Below are 21,177 nucleotides of genomic sequence, written 5' to 3'. Positions count from 1 at the left end.
AGAACGGGGATGTAATCGGCGGCTTCCTCCGAAGAAGCCGCCGATTACATTTTATGGAAAGGAATTGGAATATGGTTAAGACACTGGATGAATTTCTGGAGATGATAGACGATTTTGTTCGTATCATCTGTACGGCTTTGATGCTCGTCATGACGGTGGTCGTACTGATACAGGTATTTGCCCGGTATATTCCGGCGATCAAACCGCCTGCATGGACCGAGGAATTTGCAAGATACACCATGATCTGGCTGTCCATGATGGCGGCCAGTCACGGAATCCGCCTTTGGAACAATGTCGGAGTGGATTTTGTTCTCAAGAAAATCCCGGGAAAGGCACATAAGACAGTGGATATTCTGATAAAGATTGCTGTCATGGTCTGTCTGGCGACGGTAACCTGCCTATCCATTGCAGTATATCCGAAAGTTGGCATGAGGCAGATCAGCGCAACGCTCAGAGTTCCGATGTTCTATGCACAGCTTGGGATCATCGTGGGCTTTATTCTCTGCTGCCTTCAGCTGGCGGGCAGAATCATTATTGACGTCGCAGGAGGGAATGAAGTATGACACAAATCCTGATTGCAACCGTTATTCTGGTTGCCTGCGTCATCATCGGCGTTCCGATCGCTCATGCGATGGGGCTGACCGCAATTACCTTTATTTTGATGATGAATCCCGGAAATCTGACGGCAATTCCGCTGCGGATGTTTGCCGGCGTGAATTCCTTTACTCTAATGGCCTTGCCGTTATTTATGCTGGCAGCTGAGATCATGGTGCGGACCGGAATTTCTTCCAAGCTGTTTGACTTTGTGCGAATCGGAAGAATCGGAAAAGCCAGGGGCGGTCTTGCCTATGTCAATGTCATTGCCAGCGTCATTTTCGGAAGCATCTCCGGCGCGGCCCTCTCAGACGTCGCAGGACTTGGAAAGGTAGAGCTGGATTCGATGGAGGAGGACGGCTATCCCAGAGATTTCGCCTGTGCCATCACGGCGGCCTCCTCGATTGAAAGCCCTCTGATTCCGCCCAGCAACATTGCGATTCTGTACGCGGGCACCATGTCTTTGTCGGTCGGCGCGGTCCTGTACGCGGGTGTCATTCCCGGACTGATTCTGGCCGGTACGCAGATGCTCTATATTGCGCTGAATGCCAGACGTTTGAATCTTCCGGCGCATGAAAAGCAGTATACGAAAAAAGAGCGGCGCCTGATCCGTCGGGACGGGCTGATTGCGCTGGGCATGCCGCTTATTATTCTGATCGGCATCACGGCGGGATGGTTTACCCCTACCGAGGCCGCGGCCGTTGCCGTTCTGTACTCGCTGATCGTCGGTAAGTTTGTTTTCAAAAAGCTGCATTTCGGCGATATTACGGATGCTCTTTGGAATGCGGCAAAGACCACCGGGAATCTGTTCATGATCATCGGTTTCTCCAATGTATTCGGATGGGGCTTGGGAACCGAGCAGATCCCGCAGAAGCTGGCCGCGTTCATGACCTCCCTCACAGACAATAAGTACGTCATTCTTCTTATTGTCAACGTTATCCTGCTGATCGTCGGTATGTGGATGGAGACGGCTTCCGCCGTGCTGCTGTTTGCTCCGGTTCTGGCTCCGATTGTGTATGCCGTCAATGTTCCTCCGATTCAGTTTGCCGTTATCGTCATTGTTAACCTGACGATCGGGCTGATTACGCCACCGGTCGGCGTGGTTCTGTACGCGGTGGCCGATGTGGCTCATGCTAAGCTCGAGAATGTCGTGAAAGCCTCGATGCCGCTTATCCTCCTTGCGCTGGTGACCCTGCTCCTGATGACGCTGTTCCCCGCGCTGACGATGGCAATCCCGCAGCTTCTGGGATTCGCATAAGGAAAGAACGAGCCAGATGACTCCTGGACAGGAATTGTGTCGGTGCTGCGGACGGACTGCGGCAGGAAAGGAAATGATGAAGCTGGAGGATGTATCAGCCTTAAAGGTTGGCTGCGGCCAGTATTTCGGCGGAGAGGGAGTGATTGATCTTCTGGCTCCCACGATCAGGAGGCTGGGCGGCAAAGCGCTGATGATCGGCGGAGTCAAGGGCAGTGCCATTGTGATGAATGCGGCGGAGGGCAGCCTGATTTCTGCGGAAATTTCGCATAAGCTGATCGTTCATACGGGGGAGTGCACGAAAGCCTGTGCCGGGCGGTATGCCAGAGAGGCGCTTCGGGACGGCTGTACCACGATCGTTGGAATGGGCGGCGGAAAGTGCATTGATCTTGCCAAGGCGGTTTCCGTTCTGTCCGGACTTCCGGTCGTCACGGTGCCGACCTCGATTGCGACCTGTGTGCCGACCTCGATGGTGTGCATCATGTACAACGATAAGGGGCAGAGGCGCCCTGCCATCAATATGCAAAAAGAGGTGGATGTATGCATTGCCGATGACAATCTGATTGCTACGGCCCCTCCGCGTCTGTTTGCGTCGGGAATTCTGGATTCCATTGCAAAACTCGGCGAGTGCGGACACCAGAAGAAGGTCCTGTCCTACAAAGACTGCACGACGCGGGAATACATTCAGCTGGTGAATTCCAAAGCGCTCTGCGAGTTTTTGTACGGGGAGGGGCGTGATGTTTATGCAAACCGGCAGAAAGCGGCAAGATTTACAGAGTGCATCCTGACGAATCTTTTACACACATCCATTGTCAGCGGTTTTGCGGATGGGTCCGGACAGCTTGCGCTGGCGCATGCGACCTATGACTTTATGAGGACGGAGAACACGGAAAAAGCGGCCCGATGGCTGCATGGAGAGCTGGTAGCAGTGGGACTTCTGCTGCAACTGGCATTCAATGGAGATTCCGATGAGGAAATTGATGTGACCCGCCGGCTGATGAAGGATATGAATATGCCGACGACGCTCGCGGAAATCGGCTACGACACGTCGGAGGAGAGCCTTGCGCTCTACCTGAATTCCATTGCGGAAGCGGGAAATGTAATAACAGAGGGGGGAAAAGCAAAGCTGAAAGAAGCGGTGAAGCAGATTCTGTAAGCGTACAGGTAATAAAAATACCCGAAACGGAGGAACTATGCCGCCAAGGATCAGTGACGATAAAATTGTCATATACGGGAGAGATGTTGACAAATATTGTAAGACATCATACAATAACACAAAAAGAGCGAAGCATCTCGTATGAGGGAGGCGAAAAGGATAATGAGAAAGAAACTCGGACAGGAAATCCGCGGAATCATCCCGCCGATCGTCACGCCGTTTGACGAGAACGGAGAGATCAACTACGAATTGCTGGAAGCAGAGATGGAGCTGTGTCTGAGGGCGGGAGCAGACGGAATCAGCGTCAGCGGGAGTACCGGAGAGGGACCGACCATCTGTGATGAAGAGCTGAAGAAGATGGTGACAACCGCAGGGAAACACTGCGGCAAGGAGAAATCGGTTGTGTGCGGTGTGATGCGCACCTGTACCCGGGACGCGGTCCGGGCAGGTCTGGCCGCCGGGGAAGCGGGGGCCGATGCCATTATGGTGACGCCTCCGGCTTACAATGTGCTGGTTCCCAACGAAGAGGGCATGTTTGATTTTTACAGTACCATTTCAAAAGAAGTACAGCTTCCGATCATCATCTACAACGTCATTCCGCAAAACAAAATCCTGCCGGAGCTGTTTGAGAGACTGGTAAATGAGACCGAATATGTGCGCGGCATCAAGCAGAGCGTGGACGGTATTCAGGCCCTGTATGCACAGGTGATGAAAGTCGGCGCCAGGGGAAGCGTATTTGCGGCGACGGATGACATGATCTTCAGCTGCTTTGAACTGGGAGCGGCAGGAGCGATCTCGGCCATTCTTTCTGTATTTCCGGAGGAATGTGTCAGGATGTGGAAGCTGGCCGGGGAGGGAAAGCATGAAGAAGGACTGGACATTCAGAATTCTCTGTATGATAAATGGCAGTGTCTGGGCGGCAATCAGTTCCCGATCCGTCTGAAATATGCACTGGAATGCAGAGGGCGTCATGTAGGACTGTGCAGAAGTCCGATTACCTATCTCCCGGAAGAGGATAAAGAAAAAATCCGCAGGGCCTTTGCAGAATAAGCAGGAGCGCTGCATCAGCAAGGAGCGGCTGCCTGCGGAGCCGGATTGCTCCGCGGATGGTATAAAAAGCGAATATACTAAATGGAGGGTTACGCTGTGAACAAATTTGTTGAGAAGTATGGTCAGATTCTTCTTCCGCTCATCACGCCCTATCATGAGGACGAGAGCATCAATTATGAGAATTATGCGAAGCTGATCGACTATGTCATTGAGAATGACCTGTGCGATTCGCTCATTGTAACCGGAACAACCGGCGAGGCGTGTCTGTGTACTTTCGAAGAGAGAGTAAAGCTGTTCCAAACTGCGGTCAAGGCGGCGGCAGGCCGCAAGCCTGTCATTGCGGGAACCGGCTGTGCATCCACGCGGGAAACGATCGCTCTGACCAATGAGGCGGTAAAGGCCGGCATTGACACGGTTCTGGTTGTCTGTCCTTTCTATAACAAGCCTACTCAAGAGGGGATCTACCTGCATTTTAAGAAGCTTGCGGAGAACACGGCGGCGGATATTGTTCTGTACAATATCCCGATCTTCGTCGGTGTCAACATGGAGGCCGAGACGGTCGGCAGACTGGCGGAATTCCCGAATATCGTCGGCGTAAAGGACGAGGCGGGCATCAATCCGACACAGGTTACGGATTTCTTCCTTGCAACAAAGGATGTGGATCCGGATTTTGCCATCTACAACGGCGACGACATCATGCTTCTGCCGACGATCGTGCAGGGCGCTATGGGGTTGGTTTCCGGCGGAGCCCACATCTTTGGCCATGAGATTCGCGAGATATTCAAGGCATTTGCAGAAGGCGACAACGAGAGAGCGAAAGAACTGTTTGTTCCGATCTATCGTTTCTGCAAGACGACCGGGCAGAACGGGAGAATTCTTCCGAACTCAATCATGAGGCCTGCGATCGAAGAAATATCCGGCATACGGCTCGGACCGGCAAGACTTCCCCTGGCCCCTGCGACTGAGGAGGAAATGGCAGCGACCAACGCCGTCCTGAAAGAGATCGGCAAGCTGTAACCGGCTCTCTTCTATTGGAAAACGGCGCGGGATTTCCTGACGCCGTTTTCTGCTTTGAAATTGTGGCAGGAATCAGACAAATGTATTTGTAATTTGAAATGAAATATGTTAAATTCATTTTTGTTATGGAGGATTACCCAAGCGGTTCAAGGGGGCGCACTCGAAATGCGTTAGGCCGGTCAAACGGTGCGTGGGTTCGAATCCCATGTCCTCCGTGCATAAGAAGACGGCGGTTTGCAGGAAAAGCCTGTGAAGCGCCGTTTTTTGTCTGAAAGGGGGAAGTTTGAAAGTCCTGCTGATGCAGTCCTTTCAAACTCCGACATCGGTGCGGGGCACCGAGTCGCAGATCGCATCGGCGAATCTGAAATTCGCCTCGCGGGAAAGAGGGAAATATGTCAGAGAACAGCTTACCGGTCATCACGATCAGCAGAGAGTACGGAGCCGGCGGACGGACGGTGGCGCGAGGACTTACCGAGGCGCTGGGGATTCCGTATTATGACAATGAATTTATCGAAAAAACGGCCGAAAAAAGCGGATATTCGGCAGAGGATGTCGAGCGCGAGGGAGAGAGCATGACGCACGCGGGGCGGATCATGAACAGCATCCTCAACAGCGCCGTGTCCTATACCAGCTCCTCGGACGGGATTTTCCGCGCGCAGAAGCAGGTGATTCTTGATCTTGCAGCCGGAGAGCCCTGTATTCTTGTCGGGCGCTGCTCCAATATCATTCTCCGTGCAGCCGGTGTGCCGAGCTTCGATATTTTCCTTTATGCGCCGATGGAAAAACGGATCGTCAGAGCGCGGGAGCTCGGAGAGTGCAATATCGCCGATGTCAGGAAATACATCAGCAGACGCGACGATACGCGGGCGACCTACTATAAGACTTATACCGGACATGATATGGGCGATTACCGGGATTACAACATCTGTCTGGACACCGGCGCGATCGGCACGGAGAAATGTGTGGAGCTTCTCGTGTCGATTCTGGGAAAGTGAGGAGGAAATACCATTGAAGATCAAACGCGGCATGATGCGTTCGACAGTGCCTGTGCTGTGCCTTGCGCTTGCAGGGGTGCTCTCGGGGTGCGGCGCCGGCAGGATGCGGATGATGTTCGGCACGGGCGGCACGGCGGGAACCTATTATTCCTACGGCGGCGTTATCGCGCAGTATATCACGAATTATGCGGATACCAAGGTGACGGCGGTCTCGACAGGGGGCTCCAAGGTGAACATCCAGTCCGTGCAGGACGGCGATTTTCAGCTCGGCTTCACCCAGTCGGACGTCATGGCCTATGCGTGGGACGGGACCAAGTCCTTTGAGAGCGACGGCGCGACGCATGATTTCCGGGTTCTCGGCGGCCTGTATGCCGAGACGGTGCAGCTTATCACCATGAATCCCGAAATCGACACGGTCGACGATCTGCGGGGAAAGAGCGTCTCGGTCGGCGCGGCCGGATCGGGCGTGTATTTTAACGCCGTCGACGTTCTGACGGCGGCGGGGATCCCGCTGGACGACATCAATCCCCAGTATCAGAGCTTTGAGGACAGCAAGGAATCGCTCAAGGACGGTAAGATCGACGCGGCCTTTATCGTCGCGGGCGCGCCGACCATGGCGATCACGGAGCTGGCGACGACGAACGGCGTTTATCTCGTGAATATCGACGGGGCGCTGCGGGATCGGATTCTTGCGGACTGCCCCTACTATGCACCGCTGGAGATTCCGGCGGAGACCTACCCCGGGCAGTCCGAGGCGGTGAATACGATCACGGTCAAGGCGACGGTGATCGTCTCGGCGAAGCTCGATGAGGACACAGTCTACCGCATGACGGCGGCAATCTTTGATCATGCGCAGGATATTGCGGCGGAAAATGCCAAGGGCGTGGAGCTTTCGCTGGAAAACGCGACCGAGGGAATGGCGGCGCCGTTCCATGAGGGGGCGGCGCGCTACTATGCCGAGCACGGGATTACGGTGCGCACAGAGGAATGACATCGCAGACGGACGGAGGTTTGTTTTGAATACAGATAAAAACAAAGACCGCACGGCGCAGCAGGAGCTTGCCGCGGTGATGAAAAAATATGACAGGGAGAGCAACCTCAGAGAATGGACGGGGACGCCCCGCGCCGTTATCCGCTATCTGGTTGCGGCGTTTTCTCTCTGGTGCATCTATGTCACGCTTTTTGCCACGTTTCTGGAGGAGATCCGCCTGACTTCTTTTCTTGCGATGATCGTGCTGATGGGCTTTCTCCTGTACCCTGCGACCAAGCGGGAGCAGAGGGCGAATCACATGCCGCGGTACGATGTCGTGATGATGGTGCTCGGAGCCGGCGCGTTTTTGTACTTCACCTTTAACTCGAACCGCATCATTCAGCAGGGAACCCGCTTTGAGGCGTATCAGATCGTGATCGGCATCATAGGGATACTGGCGCTGATCGAGGTCACGCGGCGGAGCGTGGGCATCCCGATTCTGTGCGTGGCCGGCTTTTTTCTGATCTATGCACTCGCCTACGGACTGACGAATCCGGAATTTTTCGGCCGTGTCCGCTATCTGGTGCGGAATCTGTTTTACACCAAGGAGGGAATTTTCTCGACGCCGGTCAATGTCTGCTCCAAATACATTGTCGTATTCATTATTTTCGGCGCGTTCTTAGAGAGAACCGGCATTTCCGATTTCTTTATTCAGATGGCGAACTGTGCGGCGGGGCGCTATGCGGGCGGTCCGGCCAAGGTGGCCGTGATTTCCTCGGCACTCTGCGGCATGGTGTCCGGTTCGTCGGTCGGCAATACGGTGACCACCGGTTCCGTCACCATTCCGATGATGAAAAAAACCGGCTATCGTCCGGAGTTTGCCGGGGCGGTTGAGGCGGCGGCGTCCACAGGCGGGCAGATCATGCCCCCGATTATGGGTGCGGCGGCGTTTCTCATGGCCGATTTTGTCGGCGTTCCCTATTCCGGCATTATCGGGCGGGCGATGCTTCCGGCGGTGCTTTACTTTGCGGGCATTTTCATTTCCGTGCATCTGGAGGCGAAGAAGCTGGGTCTTGCAGGGGTTCCGAAGGAGCAGCTTCCGGTGTTCCGCGTGCTGATCCGCAAAATCTATCTTCTTCTGCCGCTCGTCATGCTGGTCTGGTGGGTGTCCAGCAATGCCATGACCATGCAGCGCGCGGCGAGCTTTGCCATTCTTCTGGCGATCGGCGTGAGCCTCTTTGACAAGGCGAACCGCATCACGCCGTCCAAGCTCATCGACGCGCTTGAAGCGGGCGGACGGGGCACGATCACCGTGGCGGCTGCCTGCGGCGTCGCGGGCATCATTTCGGGCTGCATCACGATGACGGGGCTTGCCAATGAACTTATTAACGGCATCATTGCCGTAGCGAACAACCACCTCATCATCGCGCTGGTTCTGACGATGCTGTGCTGCATTGTTCTGGGGATGGGTGTCCCGACGACGGCGAACTACTGCATTATGGCGGCGACCTGTGCGCCGATTCTGATCCGCATGGGTGTTCCGGCGCTTGCCGCGCATTTCTTCGTGTTTTACTTCGGCATCGTTGCGGACATTACGCCGCCGGTCGCTCTCGCGGCCTACGCGGGCTCCGCGATTGCCAAGTCCAACCCTATGAAGACCGCGCTCAACGCCTCGAAGCTTGCAATTGCCGTGTTCATTGTCCCGTATGTCTTCTGCTTCAGCCCGGCGATGCTGCTCATTGACACCACGCCGGGAAAGGTGGTTCAGATCGGCGTGACGTCGTTCATCGGCATTTTTGCTCTCGCGGCGGCGCTGGAGGGGTATCTCAGGGCGTATATGAATCCGCTGGTCCGTGTGATGAGCGCGGCCGGGGGGATCATGCTGATCGATCCGCATTTTGTGACGGACGCGGCGGGACTCGTTCTTATTGCGGCGGCGTTTTCGTGGCAGCTTGTGACGGCACGCCGGACGACGGCGCGGAGGATTGCGGATTGAATTATGTTCTGATCGGTCTGCCCGGCAGCGGCAAGAGCACCATCGGCGTCATGCTGGCAAAATATCTGGGATACCGCTTTCTTGACACGGATCTGCTGATTCAGAGAACCACCGGAAAGCTTCTTTCGGAGATCATCGCCGAGGACGGCCCGGAGGAATTTATCCGTGTGGAGGACGAGATTCTGAGCGGCATACAGGCGGAAAAAACCGTTATCTCGACCGGCGGGAGCGCAGTATACGGAGAACGGGCCATGCGCCGTCTGAAAGAGAACGGGCGCTGCATCTATCTCCGGATCTCGTTTGAGGAGATGCGGAAAAGAACGGGCTCCTCTTTCCGGAGGAGAGGCGTTGTTCTCCTGCCCGGACAGACGCAGCGCGGACTCTATGAGGAGCGCACGGCGCTGTATGAGCGTTACAGTGATATTACGATTGATGAAAAGGGTTGTTCACAGGAGGAGACGCTGCAGAAGCTCCTTGCTGTGATCCGACGCTGAGGCAGGGATTTTGTGCAGTGATTGGTTCTGAAGCCGGAACCACCGTTGATCACAGCCCTAAAATCGCTTGTATGGCTTTGGGAGCTCGTGTTTTGCGTAAAGCGCTGCGGTATGGAGGGTCAGATGCAGATGCGGGAGGGTATTTTTACCGATCACAATTTTAACCGGAAGCTGATCACGCTCACGCTTCCCATTGCTCTGCAGAGTCTGATGCTGGCCTCGGTGGCGGCTGCGGACGCGGTCATGCTGGGGCGTCTCGATCAGAACTCCATGGCGGCCGTCTCTCTGGCGACGCAGGTGCAGTTTGTCATGAATATGTTTCTCTTTGCGGAGACGGGTGCGGCGTCGATACTCGGAGCGCAGTACTGGGGGAAACAGGATCTTAAGACGCTGGACGATATATTCTGCAGAATCCTCCGGATGATCACGCTGATCGACACGGCCTTTTTTGTTGCCTGCGTGTTTTTTCCGGAATTTCTGATGCTGTTTTTTACGAATGATGCGGAGCTTGCACGCATCGGCGCGGGGTATCTGCGGATCGCCGGGTGGTCGTATCTGCTCACCGGTTTCTCGGAGTGCTACCTCACCATGATGCGCATCTCCGAGCATGTAAGCCGCAGTGCGTGGATTTCCTCCGGTGCGGTCGTGCTCAATGTGGTGCTCAATGCGATCTTTATCTACGGGCTGCTCGGGCTGCCGTCCATGGGGGCAGACGGCGCGGCGCTGGCGACGCTCATTTCCCGGGTGATCCAGCTCATCTGGTGCGTGGTTTCCTCTTATCAGAGCGGTTTTCTGCATCCCCGTTTGCGCGGTCTGCTGCGGCGAAACCGGCTTCTGAATATGGATTTCCGCAAAATATCCTTTCCGATTCTCGGGGCGTCGCTCCTCTGGGGCGTGGGCTTCACCTCCTATACGGCGATCATGGGGCATATGGGGGCGGACGCCGCGGCGGCCAACTCTGTGGCGGCGGTCGTCCGTGATCTCATGTGCTGCCTGTGCAACGGCATCAGCAGCGCCGGCGCGATCATTCTCGGCAATGAGCTGGGCGCGGGAAAGCTCGAAAAGGCGAAGCTCTACGGCAAGCGGCTCTGCATCCTCTCTTTCCTGATCGGCTTCCTCACGATGGGGCTGATTCTTGCCGCGACGCCGCTCATCGCGCATTTCATGATACTCACGGAGAAAGCGCGGAGCTACCTTGTAGGAATGCTCGTCATCACCTCTGTCTACATGATCGGACGCTGCGTGAATACCGTGGTGATCAACGGCATCTTTGACGGCGGCGGAGACACGAAGTTCGATGTGTATTCGCTCGCGGTTTCGATGTGGTGCTTCGCGCTCCCGGCGGCCTTTGCCGGCGCGTTTGTCCTGCATCTTCCCGTGCTTGTCGTCTATGCCTGTACCTGCCTCGATGAGGTGGGCAAGATCCCCTGGGTGATGCTGCATTTCCGGAAATATCTCTGGGTGAGGAACCTCACGAGAGAGATGTAAGGGAAAAGCGTTGAGAATATTCTGTAAGAAAAAGGATCATTATCAAGGCAAATGCGGAGCGGGGCGCCGATGTCCTGCTTCCGCCGGAATCAACACCAGTCCAGATTTCTTTTACATATGCGAACGAAGCAGATATGTTGAGGGATGTCTTGTGGGAAAAAGGTAATCCCGTCGAAACGGTACGGGTATTAACGAAACCGGATTGAAAGGAGCAAAGGGGGAAAACGATGGCTCAACAGAAAGTGCGCACTATCTACACCAATGATGGGGAATGCGATGATATGAACACGTTCCTGCATCTGCTGCTCTATGCCAACGACATAGATCTGGAGGGAATCGTCTATTCCGGCTCAAAGTTCCATTATCAGGGAATCCCGGAGAAAGGGATTCCTCCGATGCGCTGGGCGGATCCGGCATGGATGTATGAATATATCAATGACTATGAAAAGGTGTGGCCGAATCTTAAGGCTCATGATCCGGCGTACCCGGATCCGGATTATCTCCGCAGTATCGTGGCGATCGGCAATGTCCGCATGGTGTCGGAGATGGAGGAGGTGACAGAAGGGTCTGAGCTGATCCGGGAAGCGATTCTTAAAGACAAGCCGGGAAAGCTCTATGTACAGATTGGAGGAGGGACGAGCACTGTGGCCCGGGCGCTTCGTTCGATCGAGGAGGAATACAGGGACTCTGCGGACTGGGGAAAGATCCGCCGGAAAGTATCGGATACTCTGGTCATTGTGATGATTGTGACCCAGGACGATACATACAGAGATTACATTTCCCCAGTGTGGCCGGATGTGCAGATGATCCATTGCATGACGATTCTTCCTGTTGCTTTTCTGTATGGCCCGAAAGGGGACCCTGTGGAGGCTCTGGAGTGCTTTTCGGCGCCATGGATGAAAGAACATCTCCTGGACAAAGGGGCATTCATGGCCCGCTACCATACCTGGGGGGACGGGCATCATTATGACGGCGAAGAGCCGGGATCACAATTTGGAGATAATCCGGATCTTCTTGCCGGCAACTGGTGGGGACATGTTCCGCACACAAAATACGATATGATTTCCGAGGGAGATTCGCCGTCTTTCCTGTATCTCCTGGACAGAGGGCTTCGATCTCTCGAGGATCCCTCCTGGGGAGGCTGGGGCGGCCGCTACGAGAGAACATCGGAGCACGATTTTGATCCGAGGACCGATTACTGGCTGAGTGCAGAGGATGAAAGCTGCGGGCAGGTGGATGGAAAGGCTTATGCCCTGTCCCGTTGGATCGCAGACTGGATGAATGACTTCGCGGCAAGAGCTTCCTGGACGCAGACGGCGGACCGGCTGCAGACCAATCACTGTCCCTTGTTGCAGGTGGATGGAGGACTCGAACGGACTGCCGGGGCGGGAGAAGAAATTACGCTTCATGTGTGTGCGGAGGATCCGGATGGCGACGCGATGCGACTGACTTTCTGGCGTTACGCCGCGGCGGACCGGTATAGGGGTCAGGAAGAGATCCGACTGGAGAGCTCTCAGAGCGCGGACGGAAGAGACGGGACTGTGCGCTTTACCGTCCCGGAGGATGCTTCGGCAGGAGATACGATTCATCTGATGGTGACCTGCAGAGACAGCGCCAGGGGCGAACATCCGGAGTACATGGCGGCCTACGCCCGGGCGGTGATCACTGTGCAGTAGATCAGATCCTGCGCATGTGCGGTCTTTGCGCTATAGATGACGTTGTGCGGTGAGCGCGCAGCGCGGCAATGTGCGGTGCGGGCTTACCCGTTCTTTTGAAACTCATGGGGGGTCTTGCCGGTGCAGGCCTTGAACTGCCTGGAAAAATAGGAAATATTGTTGAATCCGCATTCAGATGCGATATCGGCGATGCTGGCACTGCTCATGGAGAGAAGCCGCATCGCTTTTTCTATGCGCAGATTCAGGATATATGCAGACAGAGATTCCCCGGTTTTTTCCCGGAAGATGTGGGAGAGATAGTCGGGACTGAGATGGACGGCAGCGGCAATGCTGTCCCGGTCCAAATCCTCAGCGAGATGTTCAACGATGTATTTTCGGATGGAGGGGATCAGAGCTCTTGTGCCCGAAGCGCTCTCGCCGGAGGGCAGATCTTCTACAAGAGAAATTCTGCCCAGACGCTGCACCGCCCGCCCTACAGCTGTTTCCAGCTGTTGCGCAGAAACGGGTTTTAGCAGGTAATCGGTGGAATCCAGACGAATCGCACTGGCTGCGTAGTCAAAGTTGGCGTGACAAGTGAGAAAGATGCACTCGGTGGTGTACTTGTTCTCCCGGACCCAGGTAAGGAGATCAAGACCGCTGCCCCGGGGCATGTCGATGTCGCAGAGCATCACATCGATCCGATCTCTCGTAAACTGCTGCCAGACCTTGTCGTGGCCTTCAAGCAGTACAACATTCAAAAAGGAATCTTCGGCAGTCCTTTTGTCGGAATGAAGAACTTCCAGTTTCTCTTTAAGACGAGCGACGCCTGGGTCATCACACGGAACACCATTCTTTACAACCTGGCGTTTATCGCAGTCAATACCTTCATGGCAATTCTGGTCGCGATCATCATCAGCGAACTGACCGGAAAAATCAAAAACTTTTATCAGTCGGCTATTCTGCTGCCTAACCTGATCTCCAGCGTTATCATCGGATATCTTGTGTTTGGTTTTCTCAGCGTCGAGAACGGTTTTATGAACAATACGATCCTGCCGCTGCTGGGCAGGACTCCTGTCGACTGGTACAGTGATCCGAAATACTGGCCCTTTGTCCTCATCTTTGTGAGCGCATGGAAGAGCGTCGGCTACAACTGCATTATCTATCTCTCTACTATCATGGGCATCGACAAGTCCATCTATGAGTCGGCGGCGATTGACGGGGCGTCCAAGTGGCAGCAGATACGTTTCGTTACTCTACCGCTCCTGAAGCCCACCGTGATCATGCTGACGCTGATGGCCATCGGCAGAATCTTCTATTCCGATTTCGGTTTATTCTATCAGGTGCCGATGAATCAGGGCGCGCTGTACTCCACGACGAATACCATCGATACCTATGTGTACCGGTCCCTGATTCAAATCGGCAATATTTCCATGTCAGCGGCGGCAGGCCTTTATCAGTCGATCATTGGTTTTGTCCTGGTTCTGATTGCCAATCTGCTGGTCCGCAGGATCGATCCGGACAGCGCGCTGGTATAAGCAGGCAGATTTTTTGACAGTGCCGTCGTCCGACTCCCGCATGAAGGAGACAACATGAGAACAAAAGAACAGATACGGTTTGAAATCATCGGAAATATGATTATGATTCTGCTGACACTGACCGCGCTCATCCCGATTCTGCGCTCCTACGGTATGTCCTTTATCATTACAGGCATCGGGACGGCCTGCGCATTGTTTCTTACCACGACGCTGGCCTATGGCTTATCCAAGAAAGACCTGCCTTTCCGAGGCGCCTTGACTTTCCTTGTGTTCTTTACAATGCTGTTCAACGGAGGCCTCGTCCCTACCTACATCAACTATACGAATATGTTCCACATCAAGGACACGATCTTCGGTCTGCTGATACCGTCGCTGATGATGAATGCTTTCAATGTGCTTCTTATGAAGAGCTATTTCACTGCCAGCGTTCCGGATGAAATTATGGAGGCGGCCTATATCGACGGCGCGGGTGAGGTCACCACGATGGTGAAGATCGCTTTGCCTCTCTCCAGGCCGATCATGGCCACCATCGCCATGTTTGCGGGCCTTGCCTACTGGAACAACGGCTATATTTATATCGTAAAGCATACGGAGCTGTTCACGATTCAGAATCTTCTGAACCGTCTGATGCAGAATATCCAGGCACTGGCGCAGAACGCCAACAACATTTCCGGAGCCCAGCAGGGGCTGGCGCAGATCCCCACCTCTACTGTCCGAATGGCCATGGCGACCCTGGGTATTCTGCCGGTGATCGTGGTATATCCGTTTATTCAGAAAAACTTTGTAAAAGGCATTACGCTGGAAGGCGTGAAAGGCTGATTATGAAAGAAATCATAGAAGTAGCAGTCAAAGAACCCATGTACGCGATGATTGAAAACGTGACCTTTGCTCAGGTCCCCTATTGGTTCCCATTTTGTAATTACCGCGATCTCAAGATGGATATTATCCGTCCTTTCGGTCCGGCAGAAAAGAGGCCCCTTCTTGTGTGGGTCTGCGGCGGCGGTTTCCTAACGATGGAAAAGGGAGCATATATCCCGTATCTGACTTATTATGTGGAGCGCGGCTATGTGGTGGCGAGCGTGGAGTACCGGCTCTCCAACAGCGCCCGCTATCCCTCGAATCTGGAAGATGTCAAGGCGGCCATCCGGTATCTGAGAGCTCATGCGGAGGTCTATGGCATCGACCCTCGCTATGTGGGGATCATGGGAGAGTCCGCCGGCGGATACCTCGCCGCTATGGCAGGCGCCACAGGAAGAGAGCCCAGATTTGATGTGGGAGAGAATCTCGGGGAATCCAGCGCAGTGCAGGCCGTCGTCGATTTTTACGGCCCCTCGGGAATTAACCGTGGCGACGGCCTCGACGGAGCGGCGGAGCAGCTGGTTCCAAAAGGTACGCCGGTGACCGACGCAGAGCGGGAGGCAGTGACGTTTATGGATGAAAACACCCCTCCGTATTACCTGCTGCACGGGACGAAAGATCCTTTCATCCCCGTGGTCCTGAGTGAAAAGTTCTATGAGCAGATGGAGGTGTGCGGCGTCCCCTGTCAGCTGTCTGTGATTGAGGGCGCGGGGCATGCTGATCCACGTTTCTACCAGAACGAGATTTCGGCCAAGGTGCTGGCTTTCCTGGACAGATATTTGAAAGTATGAGGTATAATAGACCGACAGAAGTTTTAGCAGATTTTGTTTTGTGGTAAGGAGGCAAAGGGCGATGGCAAGAGGATATTTTGCAGACGTGCGCGTGACCGATTTCGGCCCCTATGTGACGAAACTGGTTCTGCCCATGGAGAACAAGCTGACGCAAGAGCCGGAAAAAGACGGATTCAGTGTCTATGTGGAGAGACGGAACCGGCGCGGAGAGATCATGCAGCTGCCGCTTAACTGGCTGGAGAGGGATAAGAAAGAACCGAGCGTTGGATATGCGGAAGTGACCGATGCCTATGCGTCGGATCTGGGCGGCAGGAGGACTCCCGGCGGAGACTGCATTACTCTGGAGCTGGCCTATGGACCGCTTCATTCCATTACGGCGGAGATTTCCGCTCCGGATGGCTTTAATGTGTCAGTGATCAGTGAGTACTGCATCACTATGACAAAACCGGTGCGCACCGAATCAGGAGCTTGTGCGGGGCTCGTATTCGACCGGAAGTACGGAAATCGCTGCAGCGACTACGCTGAGTTCCGCGAGTCGGTGTCTTCGGATCCGGAGCTGCCGCTGCGCTACGGCTACTATGTTCCCCAGACCTTGCAGGAAAAGAAGCCTCTCATCCTCTGGCTTCACGGCGCGGGTGAGGGTGGATCTGAGACAAAGATCGCTTATATGGGAAACAAGGTGACCTCTATGATCACGCCGGAAATTCAGGAACTCTTTGACGGCGCGTACCTGCTGGTGCCCCAGTGTCCGACCATGTGGCTGGACGACGGGTCCCATAAGTACGGCAGCACTGGCAGGAGCATGTATATCCGGGCGCTGAAAGCGGTAATTGATGAGTTTATCAGCAAAAACCCGGGAATCGACCGGGACCGGATCTATATCGGCGGCGATTCCAACGGAGGATTCATGACCGTCCGGATGTGCATCGATTATCCCGGATTCTTTGCTGCGGCGTTCCCTGTCTGTGAAGCGCTCTATGACAATACAATTTCGGATGCGCAGATCCGTGAGCTGGCAAAGCTTCCGATGTGGTTCATTCATTCCAGGAATGACCCGGTGGTCATTCCGGCAGAGACGGCGGATGCGACTTATCAGAGACTGAAAGCAGCTGGCGCGAAGAATCTGCATTTCAGTTTTTTCGACTGCATCGTGGACCGGCATGAAGGGTGGAAAAATCCGGACGGGACGCCTTTTGAATATATCGGCCATTTTGCATGGATCCCGCTCTTTAACCGGGATTGCAATTTTGACTATGACGGCAGTCCTGTGATGCTGGACGGCAGGCAGGCGGACGTATTTGACTGGCTCGCGCGGCAGCGAAGACAGTAACAAAAGAGCACCGGACGGGAAATGCGGGAACATGTACCCGGCATGCCGGTTTACGGCTCCTCAACCGCCGGAATATAAACCGTGACCGTCGTTCCCCCGCCCCCGGGCTGCTGACGCAGGAGAGGCCGAGGGATCGAGCTCCCAATGGGCGCAGACGCGGTCCTCAAAGCGCATGTTCTGGATATCGACATAGAGCTGCGCGTGCCGGATCTCGTTCTTGATGACATTGGTTCTGGTATTGGAGTAGGGATAATCATTCTCCACGTAGAGGCGGATCTGGTCGACGCCGGACCACTGCAGCCAGCGAAAGAGCTTATTCCTCATACGAATGCCTCTTCCGGTATTCCTTGGGCGACAGCCCGACCTCCCGGGTGAACAGCCTGACAAAATATTTTCCGTCTCCGTAGCCGACGGCGTTGGCAATTTCATAGAACTTGCGGCCGGTACCTGCGAGAAGCTCCTTGGCACGGTGAGCTCGCATAATCCTGCGCCGTCTGACGCAGAATGTCCCACAGCCCGGAGAGCGTTTCCTGACGGACCGCGGTGTACAGCAGGGAATCCGTCTGCTCGGTGATGGGCCGGACGCCCCGGCTCTCGGCGGCATATAAAAATAAGAACATAATCTGACAGTACAGGCGGCGCAGATATTCGGGCGAGGGTTTTGCCTGACTTTATCCGAATAACCGCTCAGAAAAATAAACTGGCACTCAGGCAAAAACTTCCGGATGGCGGCGGCCATTTCCAGCCCGTCCAGCCGGGTTTGTTGTCATAAAATCTCAGGATATCCGGCGTCCGTCTGAACATCAGGACGGATGCCGGATTTTTTTCGGGTGAAGCTCCGGATAGGCCCGGGCAAGCCACTGCGTACCGGCGAGCACGAGGAGAAACAGGAGGCCCCGCACGCTCACATCGAGCGCCATGCCGATCCACGCCCCGGTAAGTCCGATGCGGGGAGACAGGAGAGCGGCCGCCGGAATGCGGATGAGCCAGATGGAGAGAAGATTGATGAGGCTGGGGTACAGTGTGTTGCCGGCGCCGCGGAACACGCCGGCCGCGACGATCGAGGCGGCAAACAGAGGCTCTGCGAGCGCCTCGATGCGGAGACAGGCCGCGCCGAGTTCCACGATCTCCGGAACCGGCGTGAGGATGCCTATGAGAGAGGGTGCGAAGAGATAGAGAAGAACGCCGGTGACGCTCATGAAGCCCATGCCGAGAATGACCGCCATGACGCCCAGCTTTCTCGTCATGTCCTTTCGTCCGGCGCCGACGGACTGTCCGATGACCGTGACGGCGGCGGAGGATATGCCGTAACCGGGCATGTAGCAGAAGCTCTCGGTGGTGATGCCGAGGGAATTGGCGGCGACGGCGACCGTCCCGAGAGGGGCGATGATGCGGATGACGGCGATCTGGGCGGTGCAGAGGACGCTCTGCTCCGCCGCGACGGGAAGCGCTAAATGGAGGGCCCGGACGAGATAGGGGCGCTTCGGGAGCTTGGGATCCCCGCGGCGGAGGCGGAGCTTCGGAGAGAAGAAAAGAAGATATCCCAGAAGTATGGCCATTCCCGCAGCCTGCGCCAGCGTTGTCCCGAGCGCGGCGCCGAGAACGCCGAGACCCGCTCCGGGAAGCACGAGAGCAGAGCCGCCGAAAGGCACGGCGGTGGCATCGTAGATCAGCAGGCGGTTGAACAGCACGTCGAGCGCGCACATCAGAATCTGAACCGAGCTCGGGAAGCGCATGTTTCCGCTTGCCTGCAGCATGGAGGCCGCGATATGCGCAAGCTGCGCCACGGGCAGCGTGAATGCGAAGACGAGAAAATAGGCGGATGCATCATGAAGAATCTGCGGAGCGCCGCCGAGCCACTTCGGAAGAACGAGGTGGAGCGATGCGCCGACGGCGAGCAGCAAAAGGCCGATGAGACAGGAGGAGAGGAGACCGAGACGCACCAGCCCGCGGGCGGTGCCGTCCTTTCCGGCGCCGACGGCCTGCGCGACCTGCACGGCAAAGCCGGTGGAAACCGCGCCGACGATGCCGCCGAAAAGCCATGTCGAGGGGCCGAGAAGACCGATGGCGGCTGTGGCATCCGCACCGAGATGGCCGACCATGGAGGCGTCGATATACTGCATGATGATGCTGGTCATCTGGGCGAGAATGGCAGGAAGGGAGAGGCGCAGTATCATCTGCATCTCCTGCGTGGTGGTGAGGGGCCGCCCCTCTCTCATTTCGGCGAGGTAATCGTGCTTCATGGGAATCTGATCCTTTCAGACTGTCGTGGAACCTATTATAGCAGGAATATCTCTTTTGCATTCGGCGGAACAGGAGGCTACAATAATTATTTAAGAAAGAAGTGGGAGGAGGAAAAAGTCATGCTGCATGTGCTGTATATCGTTCTGGCGCTGCTCTGTCTGTTCTACGGCGTATGCGTCCTCCTGACAGGCTCCGGAACCTCATTTTATCTTGTCTGGATCGCGCTGGGACTGCTCTTTGCAGGCGGCGCGCTGGTACAGCGCTTTCACCTGTGGGGGAGGTTTCCGGCGGCTGTCCGGGCGGGGGTGCTGATTTCTGCCGGTGTTTTCGGCCTGACCGTTCTGATCACGTGGCTGTGTCTCCTGCCGGGCTGCTTTGCCGGGGGCGAGCCGGGGCTTGATTATCTCGTTGTTCTGGGGGCACAGGTCAGACCGACGGGTCCGAGCGGGGTGCTGCGCTATCGTCTGGACACAGCCTGTGATTACCTTGCGGAGAACCCGGACACGCTCTGCATTGTCTCCGGAGGGCAGGGGGCAAACGAGCCGGAGCCGGAGGGCGCCGCTATGAAGAAGTATCTTGTGCAGCGGGGCATTGCCGCGGAGCGGATCATCGAGGAAAACCAGTCGGGGAATACCGTGGAGAATATCCGGAACAGCAGCGCGTATTTTAACGCGGAGGAGGCCTCCGTAGGGATTGTCACCAATAATTTCCATGTGTTCCGCGGCGTCCGGATCGCCAGAAAGGCAGGCTACGGGTGGGTCTGCGGCATCGCGGCCCCCTCGGTCGGCTTTTATCTGCCAAACAACATGCTCCGCGAGACGTTCGGCATTGTAAAGGACTGGGCGGCCGGGAATCTTTGAAGAGCGGGGGAAAACAGATGATACAGGATATCGGAGAGGGCATCTTCCATAATGAATATACGTCTCGCGCCGCCGGGGGAGGAGACATTGCGGTTCTGTTCGGCAGTTCTGCTGGGAGACTTTTTGCGGGAGAAACAGAGGACGGCCGTCTGCGTTTTCCCGAGGCGGTGCAGGCGATGTCGTGTCTTGCCGGAGAAACCGGCTTTCAGTACCTCTTTTCTCTCGGAGGGGCAGGGGTCTATACACGCCTCTCCCCGGTGGGACCGGACGAGGCGGAACGGCTCTTGGCCCTCGGCTTTAGGGAGCGGCCTCTCCGGGTTCTTCGGAGCGTGTCTCCCCGGGAGCTTTGCTTTGCCGCAGAAACGGCGTATCAGTTGTTCTGGTGGTATATGGATAATCGCCACTGCGGCCGGTGTGGCTCGAAAATGAGCGTCGGAACAAAGCTCCGCACCATGAACTGCCCGGCGTGCGGACATGTGGTTTTTCCGAAGATCATGCCGGCAGTGATCGTGGGCGTCGTCGACGGCAGCCGCATCCTGATGACGCGGTACGCCGGCAGGGAATATAAGGGAAACGCCCTGATCGCGGGCTTCTGTGAGATCGGGGAGACGGCCGAGGACACCGTGCGCCGGGAGGTGATGGAGGAGGCCGGGATCCGTGTCCGGAACATCCGCTATTACAAATCGCAGCCGTGGGGCTTTGACTCGGATCTGCTGCTGGGCTTTTTTTGTGAGCTGGACGGGGACCGCACGATCCGGATGGACAGCGCCGAACTCGCGCAGGCCGAGTGGGTGGAGCGGCAGGCTATCACCGAAGAATTTCAGAACATGAGCCTTACCAATGAAATGATCTGCCGTTTCCGGGAGGGGACGTTCTGAGCGGAGAGAGG

21 protein-coding genes and 1 tRNA gene are annotated in these 21,177 nt (G+C 55.8%); 18 read left to right on the top strand and 4 right to left on the bottom strand.

Features of this window, described 5'->3' with window-relative positions:
• Positions 1 to 71 precede the first annotated feature (71 nt).
• From E0E20_RS01360 to E0E20_RS01305, 12 genes are all read left to right on the top strand, one after another.
• Positions 72 to 563 (top strand): TRAP transporter small permease, encoded by a 492-nt coding sequence (locus E0E20_RS01360; RefSeq protein ID WP_165443931.1) that lies wholly within the window; start codon positions 72 to 74, stop codon positions 561 to 563.
• Positions 560 to 1,852, top strand: coding sequence for a TRAP transporter large permease (locus tag E0E20_RS01355; RefSeq protein WP_130836271.1), 1,293 nt, complete (start codon positions 560 to 562; stop codon positions 1,850 to 1,852). Before E0E20_RS01360 ends, E0E20_RS01355 begins: the two co-directional genes overlap by 4 nt.
• A 73-nt stretch (positions 1,853 to 1,925) precedes the next feature.
• A complete protein-coding gene (locus E0E20_RS01350; RefSeq protein WP_165443930.1) occupies positions 1,926 to 3,005 on the top strand; it encodes an iron-containing alcohol dehydrogenase in 1,080 nt (359 codons plus the stop codon).
• 162 nt (positions 3,006 to 3,167) lie between these two features.
• Complete coding sequence (locus E0E20_RS01345) at positions 3,168 to 4,055, top strand: dihydrodipicolinate synthase family protein (RefSeq protein ID WP_130836269.1); 888 nt, start codon at positions 3,168 to 3,170, stop codon at positions 4,053 to 4,055.
• 96 nt (positions 4,056 to 4,151) lie between these two features.
• Entirely contained in the window at positions 4,152 to 5,072 is a 921-nt protein-coding gene (dapA, locus tag E0E20_RS01340) for a 4-hydroxy-tetrahydrodipicolinate synthase (RefSeq protein ID WP_242622602.1), read from the top strand.
• Positions 5,073 to 5,199: 127 nt separating this feature from the next.
• Positions 5,200 to 5,287, top strand: a tRNA-Ser gene (locus E0E20_RS01335).
• A gap of 177 nt (positions 5,288 to 5,464) precedes the next feature.
• Positions 5,465 to 6,067, top strand: a complete 603-nt coding sequence (locus E0E20_RS01330) for a cytidylate kinase-like family protein (protein ID WP_130836267.1) — start codon at positions 5,465 to 5,467, stop codon at positions 6,065 to 6,067.
• Positions 6,068 to 6,080: 13 nt separating this feature from the next.
• Positions 6,081 to 7,058 carry a TAXI family TRAP transporter solute-binding subunit gene (locus E0E20_RS01325; RefSeq protein WP_242622601.1) on the top strand — a complete coding sequence of 326 codons (978 nt, stop codon included), beginning with the start codon at positions 6,081 to 6,083 and terminating at the stop codon, positions 7,056 to 7,058.
• Positions 7,059 to 7,083: 25 nt separating this feature from the next.
• Complete coding sequence (locus E0E20_RS01320) at positions 7,084 to 9,033, top strand: TRAP transporter permease (protein WP_330508649.1); 1,950 nt, start codon at positions 7,084 to 7,086, stop codon at positions 9,031 to 9,033.
• Positions 9,030 to 9,527 carry a shikimate kinase gene (locus E0E20_RS01315; protein ID WP_278045051.1) on the top strand — a complete coding sequence of 166 codons (498 nt, stop codon included), beginning with the start codon at positions 9,030 to 9,032 and terminating at the stop codon, positions 9,525 to 9,527. The genes E0E20_RS01320 and E0E20_RS01315 overlap by 4 nt, the downstream gene beginning before the upstream one ends.
• 129 nt (positions 9,528 to 9,656) lie before the next feature.
• Positions 9,657 to 11,015 (top strand): MATE family efflux transporter, encoded by a 1,359-nt coding sequence (locus E0E20_RS01310; RefSeq protein WP_130836482.1) that lies wholly within the window; start codon positions 9,657 to 9,659, stop codon positions 11,013 to 11,015.
• A 227-nt stretch (positions 11,016 to 11,242) separates the two neighbouring features.
• Positions 11,243 to 12,691 carry a DUF1593 domain-containing protein gene (locus E0E20_RS01305; RefSeq protein ID WP_130836265.1) on the top strand — a complete coding sequence of 483 codons (1,449 nt, stop codon included), beginning with the start codon at positions 11,243 to 11,245 and terminating at the stop codon, positions 12,689 to 12,691.
• Positions 12,692 to 12,774: 83 nt separating this feature from the next.
• Here the strand turns inward: E0E20_RS01305 and E0E20_RS01300 are convergent, their stop codons facing one another.
• Positions 12,775 to 13,428 (bottom strand): response regulator transcription factor, encoded by a 654-nt coding sequence (locus E0E20_RS01300; protein WP_130836264.1) that lies wholly within the window; start codon positions 13,426 to 13,428, stop codon positions 12,775 to 12,777.
• Here E0E20_RS01300 and E0E20_RS01295 point away from each other — a divergent pair.
• The 4 genes from E0E20_RS01295 to E0E20_RS01280 all read left to right on the top strand — a co-directional run bounded on the left by E0E20_RS01295 (position 13,402) and on the right by E0E20_RS01280 (position 17,184).
• Positions 13,402 to 14,205 (top strand): ABC transporter permease, encoded by an 804-nt coding sequence (locus tag E0E20_RS01295; protein ID WP_242622600.1) that lies wholly within the window; start codon positions 13,402 to 13,404, stop codon positions 14,203 to 14,205. The two genes, E0E20_RS01300 and E0E20_RS01295, sit on opposite strands and share 27 nt — an antisense overlap.
• Before the next feature lie 54 nt (positions 14,206 to 14,259).
• A complete protein-coding gene (locus tag E0E20_RS01290) occupies positions 14,260 to 15,024 on the top strand; it encodes a carbohydrate ABC transporter permease (protein ID WP_130836263.1) in 765 nt (254 codons plus the stop codon).
• 2 nt (positions 15,025 to 15,026) lie between these two features.
• Positions 15,027 to 15,854, top strand: coding sequence for an alpha/beta hydrolase (locus tag E0E20_RS01285; RefSeq protein WP_242622599.1), 828 nt, complete (start codon positions 15,027 to 15,029; stop codon positions 15,852 to 15,854).
• Positions 15,855 to 15,915: 61 nt separating this feature from the next.
• The gene (locus tag E0E20_RS01280; RefSeq protein ID WP_130836261.1) at positions 15,916 to 17,184 is read left to right on the top strand and encodes a prolyl oligopeptidase family serine peptidase; all 1,269 of its coding nucleotides are present in this window, start codon (positions 15,916 to 15,918) and stop codon (positions 17,182 to 17,184) included.
• Between the two features lie 60 nt (positions 17,185 to 17,244).
• Here E0E20_RS01280 and E0E20_RS01275 read toward each other — a convergent pair whose 3' ends face one another.
• The 3 genes from E0E20_RS01275 to E0E20_RS01265 all read right to left on the bottom strand — a co-directional run bounded on the left by E0E20_RS01275 (position 17,245) and on the right by E0E20_RS01265 (position 19,427).
• A complete protein-coding gene (locus E0E20_RS01275) occupies positions 17,245 to 17,508 on the bottom strand; it encodes a histidine kinase (protein ID WP_130836260.1) in 264 nt (87 codons plus the stop codon).
• Complete coding sequence (locus E0E20_RS14385) at positions 17,498 to 17,788, bottom strand: helix-turn-helix domain-containing protein (protein WP_330508646.1); 291 nt, start codon at positions 17,786 to 17,788, stop codon at positions 17,498 to 17,500. Before E0E20_RS14385 ends, E0E20_RS01275 begins: the two co-directional genes overlap by 11 nt.
• 199 nt (positions 17,789 to 17,987) lie before the next feature.
• A complete protein-coding gene (locus E0E20_RS01265) occupies positions 17,988 to 19,427 on the bottom strand; it encodes an MATE family efflux transporter (protein ID WP_130836258.1) in 1,440 nt (479 codons plus the stop codon).
• 120 nt (positions 19,428 to 19,547) lie between these two features.
• Between E0E20_RS01265 and E0E20_RS01260 the strand changes: the two genes are divergently transcribed.
• Complete coding sequence (locus E0E20_RS01260) at positions 19,548 to 20,288, top strand: YdcF family protein (protein ID WP_130836257.1); 741 nt, start codon at positions 19,548 to 19,550, stop codon at positions 20,286 to 20,288.
• Positions 20,289 to 20,305: 17 nt separating this feature from the next.
• Positions 20,306 to 21,166: an NAD(+) diphosphatase gene (gene nudC, locus E0E20_RS01255; protein ID WP_130836256.1), complete on the top strand. Its 861-nt coding sequence runs from the start codon at positions 20,306 to 20,308 to the stop codon at positions 21,164 to 21,166.
• Positions 21,167 to 21,177 lie beyond the last annotated feature (11 nt).

Source organism: Lachnoclostridium sp. Marseille-P6806, from assembly GCF_900625025.1.
Classification (GTDB): domain Bacteria; phylum Bacillota; class Clostridia; order Lachnospirales; family Lachnospiraceae; genus CAG-791.
The sequence above is the reverse complement of the archived record's forward strand: the minus strand, read 5'-3'. Positions and strand labels throughout refer to the sequence as shown.

Coding starts and splice junctions, on each gene's coding strand:
- E0E20_RS01260 (WP_130836257.1), top strand. CDS start 19,548: ATGCTGCATGTGCTGTATATCGTTCTGGCGCTGCTCTGTCTGTTCTAC.
- E0E20_RS01345 (WP_130836269.1), top strand. CDS start 3,168: ATGAGAAAGAAACTCGGACAGGAAATCCGCGGAATCATCCCGCCGATC.
- E0E20_RS01310 (WP_130836482.1), top strand. CDS start 9,657: ATGCGGGAGGGTATTTTTACCGATCACAATTTTAACCGGAAGCTGATC.
- E0E20_RS01275 (WP_130836260.1), bottom strand. CDS start 17,508: ATGAGGAATAAGCTCTTTCGCTGGCTGCAGTGGTCCGGCGTCGACCAG.
- E0E20_RS01290 (WP_130836263.1), top strand. CDS start 14,260: ATGAGAACAAAAGAACAGATACGGTTTGAAATCATCGGAAATATGATT.
- E0E20_RS01355 (WP_130836271.1), top strand. CDS start 560: ATGACACAAATCCTGATTGCAACCGTTATTCTGGTTGCCTGCGTCATC.
- E0E20_RS01265 (WP_130836258.1), bottom strand. CDS start 19,427: ATGAAGCACGATTACCTCGCCGAAATGAGAGAGGGGCGGCCCCTCACC.
- E0E20_RS01280 (WP_130836261.1), top strand. CDS start 15,916: ATGGCAAGAGGATATTTTGCAGACGTGCGCGTGACCGATTTCGGCCCC.
- E0E20_RS01360 (WP_165443931.1), top strand. CDS start 72: ATGGTTAAGACACTGGATGAATTTCTGGAGATGATAGACGATTTTGTT.
- E0E20_RS01305 (WP_130836265.1), top strand. CDS start 11,243: ATGGCTCAACAGAAAGTGCGCACTATCTACACCAATGATGGGGAATGC.
- E0E20_RS01285 (WP_242622599.1), top strand. CDS start 15,027: ATGAAAGAAATCATAGAAGTAGCAGTCAAAGAACCCATGTACGCGATG.
- E0E20_RS14385 (WP_330508646.1), bottom strand. CDS start 17,788: ATGCCGCCGAGAGCCGGGGCGTCCGGCCCATCACCGAGCAGACGGATT.
- nudC (WP_130836256.1), top strand. CDS start 20,306: ATGATACAGGATATCGGAGAGGGCATCTTCCATAATGAATATACGTCT.
- E0E20_RS01330 (WP_130836267.1), top strand. CDS start 5,465: ATGTCAGAGAACAGCTTACCGGTCATCACGATCAGCAGAGAGTACGGA.
- E0E20_RS01350 (WP_165443930.1), top strand. CDS start 1,926: ATGATGAAGCTGGAGGATGTATCAGCCTTAAAGGTTGGCTGCGGCCAG.